The 17801-nt window shown below is 49.4% G+C and carries 17 protein-coding genes; 6 read left to right on the forward strand and 11 right to left on the reverse strand.

All coding sequences use genetic code 11. The annotated features are described in order from the left end of the window. Positions 1 to 31 precede the first annotated feature (31 nt). The 10 genes from NOG13_RS02635 to NOG13_RS02680 all read right to left on the reverse strand — a co-directional run bounded on the left by NOG13_RS02635 (position 32) and on the right by NOG13_RS02680 (position 11478). Positions 32 to 988, reverse strand: coding sequence for an NAD(P)H-dependent glycerol-3-phosphate dehydrogenase (locus NOG13_RS02635; RefSeq protein ID WP_283110743.1), 957 nt, complete (start codon positions 986 to 988; stop codon positions 32 to 34). A 26-nt stretch (positions 989 to 1014) separates the two neighbouring features. Further along, a complete protein-coding gene (locus tag NOG13_RS02640) occupies positions 1015 to 1860 on the reverse strand; it encodes an MYG1 family protein (RefSeq protein ID WP_283110744.1) in 846 nt (281 codons plus the stop codon). A gap of 160 nt (positions 1861 to 2020) precedes the next feature. Further along, positions 2021 to 2917: an EamA family transporter gene (locus NOG13_RS02645; protein WP_283110745.1), complete on the reverse strand. Its 897-nt coding sequence runs from the start codon at positions 2915 to 2917 to the stop codon at positions 2021 to 2023. A gap of 134 nt (positions 2918 to 3051) precedes the next feature. Then, a complete protein-coding gene (locus NOG13_RS02650; RefSeq protein WP_283110746.1) occupies positions 3052 to 3978 on the reverse strand; it encodes a dipeptidase in 927 nt (308 codons plus the stop codon). A gap of 46 nt (positions 3979 to 4024) precedes the next feature. After that, positions 4025 to 5164: a cysteine desulfurase family protein gene (locus tag NOG13_RS02655; protein ID WP_283110747.1), complete on the reverse strand. Its 1140-nt coding sequence runs from the start codon at positions 5162 to 5164 to the stop codon at positions 4025 to 4027. Continuing rightward, complete coding sequence (gene mnmA / locus NOG13_RS02660; RefSeq protein ID WP_283110748.1) at positions 5152 to 6270, reverse strand: tRNA 2-thiouridine(34) synthase MnmA; 1119 nt, start codon at positions 6268 to 6270, stop codon at positions 5152 to 5154. The genes NOG13_RS02655 and mnmA overlap by 13 nt, the downstream gene beginning before the upstream one ends. 119 nt (positions 6271 to 6389) lie before the next feature. Next, positions 6390 to 7580 (reverse strand): glycosyltransferase, encoded by a 1191-nt coding sequence (locus NOG13_RS02665; RefSeq protein ID WP_283110749.1) that lies wholly within the window; start codon positions 7578 to 7580, stop codon positions 6390 to 6392. Positions 7581 to 7629: 49 nt separating this feature from the next. Next, entirely contained in the window at positions 7630 to 8694 is a 1065-nt protein-coding gene (locus tag NOG13_RS02670; protein ID WP_283110750.1) for a glycosyltransferase family 2 protein, read from the reverse strand. A gap of 2 nt (positions 8695 to 8696) precedes the next feature. Further along, a complete protein-coding gene (locus NOG13_RS02675; protein ID WP_283110751.1) occupies positions 8697 to 9872 on the reverse strand; it encodes a hypothetical protein in 1176 nt (391 codons plus the stop codon). Positions 9873 to 9990: 118 nt separating this feature from the next. After that, a complete protein-coding gene (locus tag NOG13_RS02680; RefSeq protein ID WP_283110752.1) occupies positions 9991 to 11478 on the reverse strand; it encodes a DUF6056 family protein in 1488 nt (495 codons plus the stop codon). Positions 11479 to 11672: 194 nt separating this feature from the next. On the opposite strand from NOG13_RS02680, the gene NOG13_RS02685 reads away from it, so the two are divergent. Beyond that, on the forward strand, positions 11673 to 12314 hold the full coding sequence (locus NOG13_RS02685; RefSeq protein ID WP_283110753.1) for an ECF transporter S component: 642 nt from the start codon (positions 11673 to 11675) through the stop codon (positions 12312 to 12314). A gap of 73 nt (positions 12315 to 12387) precedes the next feature. Beyond that, positions 12388 to 12717 carry a DUF1540 domain-containing protein gene (locus tag NOG13_RS02690; RefSeq protein ID WP_283110754.1) on the forward strand — a complete coding sequence of 110 codons (330 nt, stop codon included), beginning with the start codon at positions 12388 to 12390 and terminating at the stop codon, positions 12715 to 12717. Positions 12718 to 12781: 64 nt separating this feature from the next. Here the strand turns inward: NOG13_RS02690 and NOG13_RS02695 are convergent, their stop codons facing one another. Continuing rightward, a complete protein-coding gene (locus NOG13_RS02695) occupies positions 12782 to 13366 on the reverse strand; it encodes a manganese efflux pump MntP (RefSeq protein WP_283110755.1) in 585 nt (194 codons plus the stop codon). A gap of 151 nt (positions 13367 to 13517) precedes the next feature. Here NOG13_RS02695 and hisH point away from each other — a divergent pair, with 151 nt between their 5' ends. The 4 genes from hisH (at position 13518) to NOG13_RS02715 (ending at position 17681) form a co-directional block, all read left to right on the forward strand. Beyond that, on the forward strand, positions 13518 to 14141 hold the full coding sequence (gene hisH, locus NOG13_RS02700) for an imidazole glycerol phosphate synthase subunit HisH (RefSeq protein ID WP_283110756.1): 624 nt from the start codon (positions 13518 to 13520) through the stop codon (positions 14139 to 14141). Next, the gene (hisF, locus tag NOG13_RS02705) at positions 14141 to 14902 is read left to right on the forward strand and encodes an imidazole glycerol phosphate synthase subunit HisF (RefSeq protein ID WP_283110757.1); all 762 of its coding nucleotides are present in this window, start codon (positions 14141 to 14143) and stop codon (positions 14900 to 14902) included. The genes hisH and hisF overlap by 1 nt, the downstream gene beginning before the upstream one ends. Before the next feature lie 98 nt (positions 14903 to 15000). Further along, positions 15001 to 16422 (forward strand): IS1182 family transposase, encoded by a 1422-nt coding sequence (locus NOG13_RS02710; protein WP_283109454.1) that lies wholly within the window; start codon positions 15001 to 15003, stop codon positions 16420 to 16422. Positions 16423 to 16532: 110 nt separating this feature from the next. Beyond that, positions 16533 to 17681 carry a D-alanyl-D-alanine carboxypeptidase family protein gene (locus NOG13_RS02715; protein ID WP_283110758.1) on the forward strand — a complete coding sequence of 383 codons (1149 nt, stop codon included), beginning with the start codon at positions 16533 to 16535 and terminating at the stop codon, positions 17679 to 17681. The last annotated feature ends 120 nt before the right edge of the window (positions 17682 to 17801 follow it).

The following is a 17801-nucleotide window of genomic DNA, read 5'->3' on the forward strand; positions in this document are numbered from 1 at the left end:
TCATATTTGCATTCTCGCGTTCATGCGTCACTCAAAACTCCATTTTCAGGCTGCGCAGAAAAAGGGCAGAAAGCACTTGTTCGGGGTCCTTTTTCTCGTTCACAACGGCATTGACCGCATTGGTGATAGGAAGCTCCACGTTGTATCGCTTGCCGAGCAGGAGCAAAGCGGACGTCGTAGCAACTCCTTCTGCTAATTCATCGTAAGGCTCGCCGCGTACCATCAATTCACCGAATTTTCGGTTGTGGCTGTAAGGGGAGAATACTGTTGCTTCATAATCTCCCAGATGCGCCAAACCGTAAGCAGAAATCTCATTTCCGCCCATTGCCTTAATGAGCCGTGCGATTTCACGCGTCCCGCGCGACATAAGCGCACCCTTGAGCGCTGCTTTATTAAGCCCGTCCAACATTCCTGCGGCAATGCCAATCACGTTTTTTGAAGCTGCTCCAATTTCGTTCCCGAGCAAATCATGGCCGTAATAAAAGCGGATTAGGTTACTGGAAAACGCGTTCACGAGCTCTGTTTTCAGTTCTTCGCTTTTGCTGTCGATTACCATGCAGTTCGGGATTCCTTTGGTAAAATCCTGCACATGGCCCGGGCCGACCCAAATAGCAACCGGTGTTTCCGGAGAATATTCTTCAAAAATCTCAGTCAAACGTTTTCCGGAACCGGATTCCAGTCCCTTCATGCAAAGAACAACCCGTTTGCCGGAAAGGTCATGTTTCGCAAGCTCACACATCAGCCCGCGGAAGTTTTGTACGCCAATCGAGATAACCAGAATTTCCGCGGTCTTAACAGCATTCCCCAAATCGGAAGTAAGCGAGACTTCGGGTTTCAGCGTTACAAGACCGTTTGTCCGTGTTTCGGCAAGCTGTGAAAATTTTTGGGAACCTTGACGCCCGTAAAGTGTAATCTCGTGGCCGATACGCGAGAGGTACCATGCGAGAAACGTACCCCAGCGGCCGCACCCGATAACACTGATTCGCACGTTGAATGTCTCCTTTCAGCTTCCTTTTATGCTGTCCTCATAGCAATACGGCAGGCTTCTTTGGCGTCCTCTAAGGTGTCTGCAGCGGCGAGGAATCTTCCGCGGTGGCAGAACCGCAGAGTTTTCAGCCCGGAAGATGCCTGAAGTTCCTCACTTTCTTTTCCGGCCCATTCTAAGGGGAACGGACATTTTACACCCTCACCGTCCAGCGTTTCCGGAATCGCTTGGGCATTGTATCCGCCGCGCTGTGACGGATAGACGACAAATTTCGCAGGGGATGGAACGAGAACTGTTTTCCACGGCGCAAAATGCGGCAGAACAACAATGCCATCTTCCGATTTTTCCAAAGCCTCTGTGACGAATGATTTGGCCCGCGATTCACTGAACATCCCTTCTAATTTTCTGTGAAGAATGGCGGAAGCGAATTCTACAGCTTGCGCGAAGCAGACGTCTGGATCCTCATCGGAGTCCCAGACTGGGTTGAACGATGCAATTGCCCCGGCGAGCTGGTTGCCGCAGCCGGTGTTGTCATCTTCGTCGAGCGGCTGAACGAATTTTTCGTCAAAATGAGCCGCAGCTTTTGCCGCATCTTCTGGGCTGCATCCTTTCAGAAGGAGCTGTTCGCCGAATTCGCGCCAGAGAAGGCCGAATGCTGCATAGGGAACACCGTTTTCGCGGATTTCCGCATCAGCCTGGTGGTGGTCGAACCGCCCATGACCGATGTCAAAAGCCATGCCAGTAAAGCCTTCCGGAACGGCTGCAACACGCTTGATGATAATGTCGGGTTTGACGATTTTCAGAAGCGCAGCCCCAAAAACATCATCGGCGTGGAATTTACCGTTGTGTGTAAAAGCAATATTGCCTAATTCCAATCTTGTGACCCTCTTTTTCTAAAATTGCCAAACCTTTATTCAATTATCATAGCACAATCGTTCTGGAAAGAAAAGTTTTGTTACATCTTCCTCTGGAAAATCCGGAATATTCGTGCGAAACTGAGAAAAGTGAAACAAAAGAGCAAATGACTTGATTCCGTTAAAAGCCTCCGGCACCGAGCAGAATAATTCCCGCGGTAGCGGCAAAGATGGCAAGGTACTGTTTCAGCGTAAGTTTTTCTTTGAGAAAAAGCCTTGCCCACAGAACGGAAAAGACGCAGTAAGAGGAAATCAGCGGAGCCGCAACAATGGCGTTGTCGCCCAGCGCATAAATGTATGCAAACTGGCCTGCGGTTTCGCAGATTCCGGCCACAAACTTCGGCTTTTCTTTGGATAAGACTATTTTCTGCTTTTTGATGACAAGCAGGTAGAACAGAGCAACAAAGGCAAGGAACAGGAAAGTAAACTCATAGGCAATGTTGGCCGAGTCTTCCTGAATATATTTGTCCAGCACAAGAGCATCGCTAAATGTTCCAAGTCCGTCAATGAAACAGTAGAAAATGGGGAAGAACAGCGCAATGAAGCTGGAGGTGTATTTTTTGTCCGGAACGATGCCTTGGAGCCGACGTTCTTCATCTGCCTGCTTCTTCTCAAGAACGGAGAGAGAGAAGATGCCGATGGAAATCAGCGCCACTGCAATAAACTGAAGCAGCTCCATGGTCTGATGCAGAAAGATGAAACAGAGCAGTGCGGCAACGGCGCCGGAAGAATTGCAGATCGGTGTAGACTCAGACAGAACCACATAGCGAAGGCCAACGTAACCGAGAATCATTGCGAGAATATAAAGCGCAGAGACCGGAAGATAAATAAAAATATCCTGGATTCCGAACGGTGTCCCCGTACATACCTGAACGATTGCATGGATTCCCATGATAAGGCCGACTGCAATAACCATTTTCCAATGGCTGTATTTATCGTCCGGTTTGGAACCGATTTTCGAGAAAAGATCCGAACCGCTCCAAAAGAGAATAGCAACAAGGGAAAGCCAAAACCACATACATTTTAACTCCTGTAAATTTTATTCACTGATTTTGTCCTGCGGCAGAAGCAGGGAAGGGCATAAAAACAGCCTCCGGGTAAACAGACTTGTCTGGTCCGCCGGAGGCCGGCAGCGCTGGCTTCAAGTATTACTTAATCAAGCTGTTCCGTAAAGAATCGAAAAGCGTTTTCCCAGAAGATTCGATCGGCGATTTCTTTGCCGAATTCTTTTTCCAAAAGGTGATACAAAATCCCCATTTCGTCGACAGCGTGAATTCCGCTTGCCATCACGCAGCCGTCAAGGTCGGAGCCAACAGCAAGCACAGATTCGCCGCCGAGGTTCAGAAAATGGTCTACATGACGAAGAACGTCTTCTGCTTTCGGGTCGCGCGGAGCAAGGAATTTTCCGCAGAGGTTAATGCCGACTAGTCCATTCCTCTCGATGATTACGCGAAACTGGTCATCTGTCAGGTTCCGCTGATGCGGGCAGACGGATTTCGCATCGGAGTGTGAAGCTACAAACGGCTTGCTGGTCCTGTGTGCGACGTCCCAGAAGCCTTTTTCCGAGAGATGGGAAACGTCTATGATGATGTTGAGTTTTTCCATTTCACGAATCAAGTCGAACCCGAACGGCGTCAGACCTCCGGCGTTCGGCACGCCGCAGCCGTCGCCGGCTTCACAGTGTCCGTTCCAAGTAAGTGTAATGAGGCAGACGCCGAGCTGTTTTGCATCGTAGAGATGTTCCAGATTGCCGGCAAGCGCACCGGCGCCTTCAATGGAAAGCAAGGTTGCACGCTTTCCCGCCGCAGCAGCTTCCTTGAGGTCTTTGCGTGTGCGGCAGAAAACTGTGGAGCTGCTGTTTTTCTGCACCTGTTCGTGAAAGAATTCCGCTACGTCGTGGAAACCGTTGTAAGCGGCTTCACCGCGTTGTTCATCCGGAGTCCAGACCGCAAACACCTGTGCCCAGCTTTGGTAGGCAGCCGTACGCTCAAGGTCCAGTGCCAGATTATTCTTTGCCAGTTCACGGTGGGCTTTGTAACATTCCGTAATCGTGTCGCAGTGCAGATCGAAATAATTCATGAAGATCCCTCAAGTATGTAAATTTTGCCGGGTTCTTGGTATTATTCTATTCTGCACGTAGCCGCGAAATGATACCCGGCAGGACTTTCAAAACTTCCGTTACGTCAGCTTCCGTGTTTTCTTCGCCCAGTGTCAGACGCAGGGAACTGCGCGCGGCTTCTTCGGAATATCCCATGGCAAGAAGCACATGAGAAGGCTCCAGTGCTCCTGCCGAGCAGGCCGAACCGGAGGAAGCGCAGATTCCGCTGCGGTCAAGCAGAAAAACAATTGCCTCGCCGGACGCGCCTTCAAACAGGAAAGAAGCATTCCCCGGCAAACGGTTCTTCGGGTCGCCCGTCAGTATGGCACCCGGAATTTGAAGAACGCCGCGAATTAAACGGTCGCGCAGGGCGGCAATGCGGGATGCGTTTTCCTCCATGCGCCGGCAGGATTCTTCGAGGGCGGCAGCCATTCCGACTGCGCCGGCCACGTTTTCGGTTCCGGCACGCAGGCCGCGTTCCTGTCCGCCGCCAAGCTGTCCCGGGCCAGCCCGAATCCCGCGCCGCAGATATAGTCCTCCGATGCCTTTCGGCCCGCCGAATTTGTGCGCGGAAAACGACATCATGTCGATTCCGAGTTTTTCAACATTGATGGGAATGTGTCCTGCCGCCTGCACAGCGTCGGTGTGAAACCATGCGCCTACTTCATGTGCTGTGGATGCCAGCTCCGCAATCGGCATGATGGTACCGACTTCATTGTTCGCCATCATGACGCTTACAAGCGCCGTTTTCTCGTCGGCTTCTTTGCGCAGTGTTTCAGGAAGTACACGGCAGGAGCGGTCAACGGGGAGGAGCGAAAGCTCAAATCCGCGGCGCTGCATTTCTTGCGCAGGCTTCAAAACGGCATGGTGCTCCACGGAAGAAACCACGAGTCTTTTGCGCTTATCACCGAATTCTTCCGCTGCGCGAATTACCCAGTTGTCAGATTCCGTCCCGCCTGAGGTGAAATAGATTTCATCGGGATGCGCACCGAACAAAGATGCTATTTTTTCCCGCGCATTGTCAAGGGCGGTGCGTGCTTTTCTTCCGGGCTGGTAAATGGAAGATGGATTCCCGAACTCCTCTGTCAGGTAGGGCATCATCGCCTCTAGCGCGCAGCGCGAAAGCGGCGTTGTTGCCGCATGGTCAAGGTAAATCAATTCTGGCATGGTTCCGTAAAACTTCTTTCTTCCAAGTCTTGCTTTGCAATCGTTCCGCCGCCGAGTACCATGTCTCCGCTGTAAAACACAGCGGCCTGACCCGGCGTTATAGCTCTCTGGGGTTCCTCAAACTGAACTCGGACGTTTCCTCCTTGGGCAGGATACAGCGTGGCGGGCGCTTCCGTCTGGCTGTAACGAATCTTCACGCCTGCCTTTATCGGCTGTGTCAGCTTTTCTGCGAAAAATAGATTAACATTTTCTACTAAGCAGCTGTCGCGAAACAGTTCTTGATTGCTGCCGAGAACGACGGTGTTGGTTTCGGCATCTTTGCGAAGGACGTATCTCGGAGAGTCAAAACTGAGACCCAATCCCTTTCGCTGGCCGATGGTGTAGCGGATTATGCCGCCGTGCTTGCCGAGCACATGGCCGGATGTATCCACAAAATCGCCCGGTTCCGGCTTTATGCCCATTACGTTCTCCAAAAAACCGATATAGTTTCCGTCCGGGACGAAGCAGATATCTTCACTGTCCGGCTTTGCCGCATTGACAAACCCGTGTTCTTCCGCAATTTTGCGAACCTCGCTTTTCTTCAACCCGCCAAGCGGGAAGAGAGTATGTGCAATTGCCTCTTGCGAGAGTGGAAACAGAACGTAGGTCTGATCTTTTGCGGTGTCTGCCGCTTTTTTCAAAAGCCATCTGCCGGTATCTTCATTGTATACAGTCTGCGCGTAATGTCCGGTTGCAATATAGTCGTAACCGAGCAGCTTTGCGCGCTCAAGCATCATCCCAAATTTGATGTAGCGGTTACATTCAATGCAGGGATTTGGCGTTTCGCCTTTTCGGTAGCCTTCCGCAAAACGGCCGATGACTTCCTTGCGGAATTCAGGCCCGAAATTGAAAACATAGTGTTCTATGCCAAGGTGCCTTGCCACACTGCGGGCGTCTTCGACATCGGCAAGAGAACAACAGGTTCGTGTATTTGAAAGGCCGGCGTCTTCATTGTCATATAGGTGCAGAGTGACGCCGGCAACGTCATAACCCTGCTCCAGTAAAAGGCAAGCCGCAACGGAGCTGTCTACTCCGCCGCTCATGCCAACGAGTACTTTCTTCTTCATCTATCTTCTCCACGATTCTTCCTATCATTTCAAGACTGTGTACCATGATAAAAGGTTATAGCGGGTTCTGTCAAGTTCCATATTGGAAAGCCCCGCACGGAATCCGTGTGGGGTAGCAGTCATTCTTGTTCAATCAGCGCATAGAGCTTCTGAATTTCCGATTCGTTTGAATATGTCCCGCTGGAAAGCGCATCGGAAAAAGACCTGCGAAGTTCGCTGTCAGTGAGAAGCTGTGTCAGCCCTTGCTCTATGCCTTCTGAAGTCATGGGAACAATCAGTCCGTTTACACCGGAGTCAATCTGGTCGGCAGCCGTCGAAAAATTCGTCAGCAGAATCGGCCGGCAAAGCGCCATCGCCTCATCCACCGCAATGGATTTTCCTTCAAATCGGCTGGGCTGTAGGTAAACATCGCATTGCTTCAGGTATGGGTAGGGGTTCGCACGTTCCCCGAGGAAGAATACCCTGTCGTCAAGGCCTAGCTCCTGAACCATAGCCTTCAGTTTTTCCTCTTCCGGCCCCACGCCGATGATGTACCACCGGAACCGGAAACCCTTTTGTTTCAAAGCGGCTATGGCCGGCATGGCAATGTCAAGTCCCTTTTGGTGAGAAAGGCGGGCAATCGAAAGAATCCGCAGCCCGTCGTATTCGTCATGGAATCCCTCGCCCTGTTCTGCAAGCTCGCGCAGAAAGCGGGCAGAGATGATGTTGTAAATGACGTGGCATTTGTCCGCAATTTCGGGAAATACCCGCCGCAAAGAGGCAAGGCAGGATTCGGAAACGGTGCAGAGGGCATCCAGCTTTGTGACATAACTGCGGTCGTAGCTTTGGTTCAGTCCCATTGCCTCATAATCGCCGTGGATAAACCCGATTTTCACCTTGCTGTGGACCTTCGTAACGCAGTAATAAATCGGCTGGCCTTCCATAAATGCAATAGCCGCATCGTACTCTTTCTCGGCCGGGCGAACGAACCTGCGTTCAATGTTCCACATTTTCCCTAGGCGTTCACCCATCGTTCCGCGGAGTCCGGCGAAGGAGACCATCAGTCTGCCGAACGCAAGGCCAGGTCGTCCGGCTTTCATAAGAGCCGGAAAAGCCTTACGGATATTCAGCCGATATTCCTTTGGAAAAAGCGGTTCCAAAAGGTTCACTTGTTTCGGAACACGTTCGAGAAAGAGGCCTTCATTAGCAAAAAGCTGAAGGTCTACGTCGTATTTGTCGTAATCCAGTAAAGACAGAATCGTAACCAGACTTTTTTCTATTCCGCCGCTGTGAAGGCTGTAATTGAGAAACAGAATCTTTTTCTTAGACATTCGTAACTCCTATGGATATGAATTGGAAAGGCTTTGAGCCTGCCCGTTTTTATTTTTTGTCGGTTTGCTTTCTGAGATGGGATACATAAAACTTATAAAATAGATATACCAAAGGAGTGAAACGCAGGCGAAGAATTCGGAGAATCGTTCTGTCAGCGCGACTTCCATGCAGCAGGTAATTCGATTTCGCAGCGCGGCGAAGAATTGGGTTCTGCAGGATACCACGCACTTCACGCCAACGGCCCGCAAAGTTGGCCGGGTTCTGTGGATTGAAGCAGTTCACAAGGGAAGAATGTGCCGCAAAACGCAGGAACCATGCCAAGTGTCGCTCCTCATACTGTTCATAGATATCGTATTCCTTCAGGATTTCTTTTACGGTTTCAAAGCACAATGTCAGCATTTCCATTTTTCTGGGGCGGTAGCGTGTGCTGAGTGAATTTGGATTATAGCGGTAGTGATAATAAGTTCCCCTCACGGCAAGTAGCCGTTTCGAGGCTGAATGTGCGTGAATTACGGCTGGAAGGTCTTCCAGCATGATTTTCTGTTCATCGCCGAACTGAATATTATTTTCTTCAAACCAGCTGCGAAGATACAAGCGGCGCCACGCACAACCGAGCATTTCGACGCTGCTCCACGGACTGTCCTCTTGGTCGGGGCCAATCAGTTCCGCAAGAAATTTTTCCCGAATTTCCATTCCACATTCGGGGTAATTTAACGGAAGAATACAATCTCTCTTGGTGGCTGTTTCTGTATCTTCACGGGTAAAGTTGAAAACGACCAAGTCGGCGGAATAAGCCTCTGCGAATGAGGACAAATCCCGCAGGGTGTCCTCCTCAATCCAGTCATCAGAATCCACAAAAAGGAGATATTTTCCCGTTGCATGCGCTGCACCGTAATTTCTGGTATGTCCCAGACCGCCATGGGACTTGTCTAGAACACGAACGCGCGAATCAAAGCAGAATTCCCGCGCGATATCCAGAGAATTGTCGGTTGAACCATCGTTCACAAGCAGAAGCTCAAAATCGCTGAAGCTCTGAGAAAGGATGCTTCTGACGCAGCGCTCCAGATATTTTTCAACATTGTAAACGGGAACGATTACGCTAATTAATGGCACAGTTAAGCCTCCAGTTTTCCTGTGGCGGTAAACAGAAGAATTCGTTTCATAAGAATCCGCCAGTCAAAGTGTTGTTCGGCATATCGCCGTTCCTGCTGAGCCAAGTCTGTAAAAAAGCGGCAGCGCCACACAAATTCCGAAACCAGCTCCATGTTGATGGGGGCATCGAGGTTGGGCAGCTTTAGTGCAAAGGGAACTTTCGAATCCAAACCGATGTCTTCTCCTGTGTAAAGGAAAGGAATCCCCGCTGCACAGAAAAATTTCGTGATCCACGGCGAATCATAGATTCGGTCCTCTAAGTAAAGGTCAAGGCTGCCGACAGCGATCGTATGTGTCGCACAAAGATCATTGATTTGAGCAAGACTTTTTTCACCGAGAAAATTCACATAGCCTTCTATTCCGATTTCAGCAGCCGCTTGGCGAAGCAATGCTGTGTTGGAATCGTTGCTCACAATATCAATCGTAACTGAATCGTGAAAATCCTTTTCATAGTAAATTTTCAAACCGCGAAACAACCGCTCAAAACCGCAGGTTCCCGGGCCGTCTGCAACCGCGAGAATGGTGACCGGCTGATCCAATGCTTCGCTCGAGAAGCTAGCATGAATTTTGTTGACCGCAACACCGTTGGGCATGGGAATTGCGGGCATCCCCCGCACAGTACGGGCAGGAAACCCGAAAACAACAGCAGCGTCGGCACACAGGGCAAAGTCGGAGCCGCGCCGTCGCTGTGAGAGCATTTCAAAGAACTTTTTCAAAAACAAGCCGTACTGCTTATTGCCGCGGTAAGTGTTCATTTCCTTATGAAAATAAAAATCTATCGGCCAATAAGTCGGTTCATAGATTACCTTTGTCCCGAATTTCTGTGCTTTAACGGTTTGCGCCATCAAGCACATTTCGGGGTAGATTAAGCGGCTGTTAAGGTACACAATGTCGTATTCATTGTCATTCAGAAAGGCAAGTATGTACCGAAAATATTCCTTGTCGCAGTCGCCTGCCTGAATAAGCGGAATAAAAATTTTCTTACCGCCTATTAGCTCGAAAATTTTACCCTCATCGCGACAGATGTAGTCGACTTCATTCCCTAGCTGACGCACGCCGTCGAATTTATCGACGACGTGCAGCTGAAAGTAATCCGGACGAAAGTCCATCGGGTCAATCCCAATATAAAGGAATTTCATATCAATGCTCCTCATATGGGCGTCCGAAAAATCTGCTTACTTTATACCCTTATTATATCTTTTTGCCCTACTCGGAACAAGCCTTCCGTGAAAAATTGATAGAAGTTCCCTCTACTTCCTATTTTGAAAAATTCAGCTGAATATCTTTGCCAAGACCGTAAAACTGCCTGATGTCATAGTCATAATCCCGCACGAAAGAACGGTAATAGCAGTATTGCGTGTTGAATTGATTGATATCCATGGTTATTTGACGGGTTTCACCGAGTTTTGCTTTTTCAATTTGTTTTTCAATGGCTTGATAAGAGGCAAAGTTTGAGGTTACCGACGGAAATGCTCCGGCGAGGATACAGAAAGAGCAGAGAGCGGCACAGAATTCCGTCCGTGTAATCATCGGATTTTCAGCTTCATCTGCGGTACAGAGGACAAGCAGCAGCGTCAGAATCAAAAAGGAGAAAAGCGGGCGCCCAACGCTTCCGATGGCAAGCGGAATTAGCTGTGAAGCAACAATTCCCCCATAGAGAGCCGGAAAATACAGCTTTTTGGGAGATTGTCGTGCCGGCAGGAGAAAGGCCGGAATCAGAGCCGCAAAAAAGAATACCCAGTAGGCAAGCAGCACTAATGTTCGAGGCCCGTGATAGGAACTGTTGGCCTGCAGTTTCAAAATGGGGAATACTTGAGACAGCGGAGCCACAACCAATCCGAGTGTGAGAAAAAGGCTCAAAAGGCGTGCAAACTTTCCCGGGCATTTGTGCAGCAGAAAAACAGCGCACAGCCCTAGCAGAGAAGCGAAAATCCAGAGCTCATTGGAGAACTGAGAAAAGTAATTGAGAAAACTGTAAAACAAGCGGTGAAGAAAATCTGTTTGCTTACCGGAATTCACTAAGCCGAGCCGGTAATAGGCACCGGGGCAGGTGAAGGTGAAGATTGTTGCGGCGCAAACCATGGCAAACTGAAAAACGAGATATTTGGAGCACCGCTTTTCCCTCCAAAAAATAAACACGCAAATGCCGCAGAACGCAAAAAGCGCAAGAACTGTCTGCTCATGCAGCAGGCAGGAAATGAGAAGCGACACAGGACAAATTATCTTTAAGATTTTCGGTAGCGGCCGATTACGAAGAGTGTTCCAAAAAGGCAGAAAACCAAGCAGAAGGAAAAACATAGGATACAAGTAATTACAAGAACCGTCGGCCCAAAGGAACGTGTCGGCAAATAATTGGTAGGCCAGCGGAACAAATCCTGGGAAAAATGCGCATGCTGCAGCAAGGGCCAAGTCCTGTTTCATGTGATTTTCCCGCGGCAATATATGACCGGTCACGCAGTAAAACAATAGAAGCCCCGTTCCCTCAATGACAAGCGGAGTCAGCACCTTCCACAAAGACAGCCCGCAAAGGAATAGAATTGAAGCGAGTACATTGGCCATTCTCGAACCGGCATAGGCGTAATAATTGAGGTAATAATCCCAGATACGCGGCAATGTCCCTCCGCGGGAAGCAAATATAAAGTCATCGCCTTGCGGAAAAGAATAGCTGTAAAGTAGGAAAAAAAGGACCAAAGCCACAGCATAAGGAATAAAAACATATAGTTTTTTCCGCTTTGTTTTCAGCATCTTTAAGACCTCTTAACAGAAATTGGGAATCAAGTAGAGAGATGTTAGAGATGTTATTAATATACCATGAAATTCTCGACAAGTAAAATATGCAGGCAGCAAGTGCTTTTTTCGGAATTCGCTTTCAAAGGCGGAAAATGTATGTTATAATTATCAACCTTATCTGGCTATGTTGAGTAACAAGGAGTGTTTGTATGAGAACATCAATCAGTAAAAGCACGATCCGGCTTGCTCAGTTTTCACTGCTGCTTGCGCTGGAAGCCGTGGTTTGTTTCACTCCGCTTGGCTCTCTTCCAGCAATCGGAATGATGGTAGCTACCCTCGGAATGATTCCGGTCATCATTACAGCTGTCGTTATGGGAACGGGCGCAGGTGCCCTGATGGGCTTTTTCGCTGGACTCTTCAGCTTCATTGTGTGGACTTTTATGCCGCCAAATCCCGTTCTTGCTTTTGTTTTTACGCCGCTGTATTCCGTCGGCACTTCCAAGGGCAACTTCTGGAGCCTTGTCATTTGTTTTGTACCTAGGATTTTGGTCGGCGTTGTGGCCGGTGCTTCTCTTAAGCTTTTTACAAAACTTCGCATGAAAAATGTTTTGGCCTATTCGCTCTGCGGCGTTTTGGGAAGCATGATGAATACTTTGCTTGTGCTGGGCGGAATCTATCTGTTTTTCGGGAGCAGCTACGCCGCCGCACTGGGGCAGAATCTCGGTGCGCTCCCCGCAATCCTTGGACTGGTGATTCTGACGAACGGCATTCCGGAAGCGCTTCTCGGCGGCGTTTGCGCCTATGCTATCGGTTATCCGATTCGCAAACATCTCGCACATAATTTTGAATAATCGAATTGCTTCGGCACACACTAAAACTGGTTTTCCAATCGGAAAGCCAGTTTTCAAGTGAGGTGTCAGCCGTATGACGGATCTTTACTGCGGAGTTTCCGCATGCGCCAATAACCGTAACAGGCTTTGCTGCCGCCCGGATATTATGGTAGGCGGACCGGACTCTGTCGACGCGAAGCAAACCTATTGCGCAAATTTTCTGGACCGTTCCGAAAAGCATCCAAAAAATTCAGTTGACAATAGGTCGCCGAATCCTTCCCTTATGGTACACTGCGAAGTAACGAACTGCACTTATAATGAAGACAGGGCTTGCAGTGCGGATCATATCGAAATCCGCACCACACAGGTCAATAACGGTCAAATCAAAACAGAGTGCGCAACATTTGAGACGGACGCTCGATGACGAAAAATTCAAAACGGGGATGCTGCAGGTGCAGCGTCCCCGTTTCATTCATGTAACATTTGCCTCAAAAGAACGTATGTTCAAGAAAGATTTTCAGCCCGATGCCAATTAGCACGATTCCTCCGATTATTTCGGCCTTGCCGGCACACAGAGTGCCGAATTTTTTTCCAATATACACACCGGCAAAGCAAATTATGAAGGTAATCAGACCGATTAGAAGAACCGAAATAGCCATCAGAGCCGCTGTGGAAGCGCCTACCGCGGAAGGAAGGATTACTCCTGTGGCAAGTGCGTCAATACTTGTTGCGACGGAAAGAGCCAACAGCGTTTTCAGCGGAATATCGTTCTGCCTCCTGCAAAATTCACCGACTTGTTTTTTCTTGCGGGCTTCCACAATCATGTTAATGCCAATATAGCTGAGAAGAATAAGAGCAATCCAGTGGTCTACGGCGCTGATGATGCTTTCTCCCGCCTTTCCAATCAGCCACCCGATCGTGGGCATGGCGGCTTGGAAGAAGCCGAAAAAGCAGGCAAGTTTCAAGGCAAAGCGCGGTGTAATGCGCTTTGTTACCGCTCCGTTCGTAATGCTTACGGCCAGCGCATCCATGGAAAGTCCCACCGCTATGCCGAAAATGGAAAAATAGTCCATGACAATCCTCCGAAAACATAATAGAACAATGATAACTTGAGACAAATGCAAAGTCAAGAATCCTAAGAAGAGAGATTTTCCGGATTGCAATGCGGGAAGTTCTATGTTATGCTATACTCTAGTAAATTACTAAAGTGCAGGAGGGCGTGCCGTGATAGCCATTCTTGATTACGGAGCCGGAAATCTCATGAGCGTTGTCAAAGCGTTTCGATTTCTCGGAAGCGAGCCGGTCGTTACATCAGACCCGGAAGTGCTTGCGCAGGCTTCCGCTGCCGTGCTGCCCGGCGTGGGCGCGTTTGGCAATGCGATGACCCGTTTGAAACAATCCGGACTGAAGCAACCCGTGCTGGACTATATCGATTCCGGCAGGCCTTTCCTCGGGATATGTGTCGGTCTCCAGCTTCTCTTCGAGGAAAGCGAGGAGGCGCCCGGCGTTCCGGGCCTTGGAGTTCTAAAAGGGCGCATTTGCCGCATTCCGGAGGCTCCGGGTTTGAAAATCCCTCATATCGGTTGGAATTCTTTGAATATTTCCGATAGAAGCGGGTTGTTTCAGGGATTGGAAGAACATCCGTATGTTTATTTCGTCCATTCGTATTATGTGAAAGCTGCAGACCGCAGCGACGTAACGGCTACCGCCGAATACGGCGTTACCATAGATGCGTCGGTCAGGCACGGCAACCTTTATGCTACGCAGTTTCACCCTGAAAAAAGCGGACGAGCCGGGCTGCAGATGCTCCGCAACTTTATAAATCTGATCGGGAAGGGGGAATCCTGATGTACGCGAAAAGGATTATCCCGTGTTTGGATGTCGACTGTGGGCGGGTCGTGAAGGGAACTTCCTTTGTGAACCTGCGTGACGCAGGCGACCCGGTAGAGGCAGCTATGGAGTATGACCGCCAAGGCGCCGATGAACTTGTGTTTCTCGATATTACCGCAACGGCGGAAGCGCGCGGAATCATGGAAGATATGGTGCGGCGCGTTGCGGAACGGATTTTCATTCCGTTTACCGTGGGCGGCGGCATCCGTTCGGTTGACGATTTTACACGGCTTCTCCGAGCGGGAGCCGATAAGGTTTCGGTCAATTCCGCTGCGCTTCTCCGACCGGAATTGATTTCGGAGGCGGCGGAAAAGTTCGGCAGCCAGTGCGTTGTCTGCGCCATCGATGCGAAGCGTCGTGCGCAGGGCGGATGGACGGTTTATCGGAGCGGCGGCCGTATCGATACGGGGCGTGACGCAGTGGAATGGGCGAAAAAAGCCGAACGTCTCGGAGCGGGAGAAATTCTGCTGACGAGCATGGATTGCGACGGCCAGAAAAACGGATACGACCTTGAACTGACAGCGGCAATTTCGCAAAGCGTGTCAATTCCCGTCATCGCTTCGGGAGGAGCCGGAAAACTGGAACATTTCCTTGAGGCGTTCCGCAAGGGAAAGGCAGACGCGGTGCTTGCGGCGTCTTTGTTCCACTTCGGCGAAATCACGATTCCGGAATTGAAACAATATCTCGCGAGCGAGGGAATCCCTGTCCGCGTGGCTTGAAAAGAAGAGGCAAAAGCCTCTTTCAGCCTGTCGAAAAAGTCCAGTGAAAGCTGGGCTTTTTCGTTGTAAAATGGTAAAATATAGACAGGTGATGAAAGATGCTGGAACGGGAAAAACTACGCAGAGATGCAGTGGAATTTGTGAATACAGACCTATTGGTGCCGGGAAATCATCTGCTGCGAAAGATTGACAGCGCGGTAGATTTTAGCCATATTTATGATTTTGTAGAAGATTTGTATTGTGAGGGCAACGGTCGTCCTAGTGTGGACCCGGTCGTCCTGTTTAAGATTGTTCTGATCCAGCATCTGTACGGAATTCCCTCTTTACGCCGGACGATGCAGGAAATCAATATGAATATCGCGTATCGGTGGTTTCTGGGATATACACTGAACGAGGAGCTGCCGCATTTCTCCACTGTGAGTTACAATTTTAAGCACCGGTTCACAGAGGAAACCGTGGAGCAGGTGTTTTCGTGGATTTTGCAGGAGGCAAATTACGCCGGATATTTGGAGCCGGAAGCAGTATTTGTGGATGGGACGCATATCAAAGCAAACGCCAACATCAACAAAAAGATCAAAAAGGCAGTTCCTCAGGCGGCAAAGCGATATGCCTCAGAATTAATGGAAGAGGTTAACGCTGACCGGGAAGATCATGGGAAGAAGCCATTCGACAGTACTCCGAAACCGCCGAAGGAAAAAGAAATCATGGTGTCCAAAACAGACCCGGAAAGCGGGTTGTTCCAAAAGGGAGAACACAAGAAGTGCTTTGCCTACGAAGCACATACGGCCTGCGACAAACACAATTTTGTCCTTGACGTTGAGGTGACTCCGGGAAACGTACATGACAGTGTAGCATTTGACGCGGTCTATGGCAAAGTGACTCAACGGTTTCCTGAAATTGAAACGGTGGTGGCGGACGCCGCATACAAAACGCCGCATATCTGTAAACGGGTGTTTGACGACGGGCGGGTACTTTCCACAGCATACAAGCGGCCAATGACCAAAGCAGGAAATCTGGAATGGTGGAAGTATGTATACGACGAATATTATGACTGTGTGATCTGCCCGGAATATCAGGTTCTGCATTATGCAACAACCAACCGTGAGGGATACCGGGAATACAAAAGCCGGAGTTACATCTGCGAAAAATGTCCATTCCGTTCTCGCTGCACCGAGAGTAAAAGCTGTACGAAAACCGTAACGCGGCATGTGTGGCAGGATTATGTGGAGCTTGCGGAAGATATCAGGCACACACCGAAATACAAAGAGCTTTACAAAAAACGAAAAGAAACCATTGAGCGTGTCTTCGCCGATGCAAAAGTGAAATATGGGATGCGGTACACGCTCTACCGGGGCTTAACTCAAGTGACGAATTGGGTTAAGCTTAAGTTTGCTGCCATGAATCTCAAAAAGCTGGCAATGTGGAAATGGAGGGATGGCCATCCCTCCGGGTTTTTATTGATTTTACTTTGCTTATTTTCCTATCCTGCATATTATCAAGAGAACCCATCCTTCGTTTAACCGCGTTGGATGGGTTCTTCGACAATCTGGAAGAGGCAAAAGCCTCTTTTTTTATGGATAGAACCTCCCTGTCCGGCATACTCATTATTATGAAACTGGAGGTGCCGGGTATGAGGTTCCAAAAACTTTCGGCCTGCCTTTTGTCAGCTGCGGTTGTGATTGCGGGGTTGCCGACGATAAGAGCATCAGCACTTTCCGCAGAAGAGGTAAAGGCCCCGTCTGCAATTCTGATGGAGGCACAGACAGGCAAGATATTGTTTGAAAAAAATTCTCACGAAAAGCGTGCCTGCGCGTCCATTACAAAAATAATGACGCTGATTCTTGTCATGGAAGCGGTCGATTCCGGAAAAATCGGACTGAATGACATGGTTTCGGTCAGCAAGCACGCTGCGTCAATGGGAGGCTCGCAAATTTGGCTCAAAGAAGGGGAAACAATGTCTGTCGACGACCTCCTCAAGGCGACGGTCATTGCAAGTGCAAACGACTGCTCGGTTGCATTGGGCGAATATGTGGCGGGAAGTGAAGAAGAATTCGTTGCCCAGATGAACCAAAAGGCGCAGCAGCTGGGAATGAAGGATACAACGTTCAAGAACTGCTACGGCCTAGATGAAGACGGTCATCTCACTTCAGCCAACGACATTGCAATCATGTCGCGCGAGCTGATTAAGCATAAAAAGATTTTTGACTACACAAAAACATGGATGGACACCCTGCGCGGTGGAAAGACCCAGCTTGTCAACACCAACAAACTGCTGAAGACATACAAAGGAATCACGGGCCTGAAAACAGGCACTACCGGCAAAGCGGGAAGCTGCATGGCGGCAACTGCGGAACGTGACGGCGTTCAGCTTATCGCCGTTGTGCTTGGCTGCTCCGATACGAAGACCCGTTTTTCGGCCTCTGCAGCGCTTTTGGACTATGGCTTTGCAAATTACTCCGTAACAAAGCCGTCGATTCCGCCGGAGGCGACCGCTCCGGTTCCGGTGCGCAACGGGATGCAGTCACAGGTGGAAACAACGGTCGATTCCAGCACGAGTATTCTTGTTCCGAAGGGCAAAGGCGGCAATGTGAAGTACAGTGTAACCATCAATCAAAATATTACCGCACCTGTCAAGAAAGGGCAGGCGCTCGGCAAAGTGAGCTGTTCGCTTGACGGTACTCCCTTGCAGGAGTTTACAATACGGGCAAAGACATCGGTAGAACCGATTACTTTTACTGCGGCTTTTCGTCTTCTCCTCAAAAAACTGCTGATGGTATAAGGCTGAAAAAACGGTAGGTAAAAATTTGAACGAATTATAAATAATCTGGTTCTTCCTTGCAAAGTATCAAGGTATAAGGTACAATAGAATTACCAAATAAGGCAGCCAGGAGGAAAAAAT

It is taken from the genome of Thermocaproicibacter melissae (assembly GCF_024498295.1).
Classification (GTDB): Bacteria; Bacillota; Clostridia; order Oscillospirales; family Acutalibacteraceae; genus Thermocaproicibacter; species Thermocaproicibacter melissae.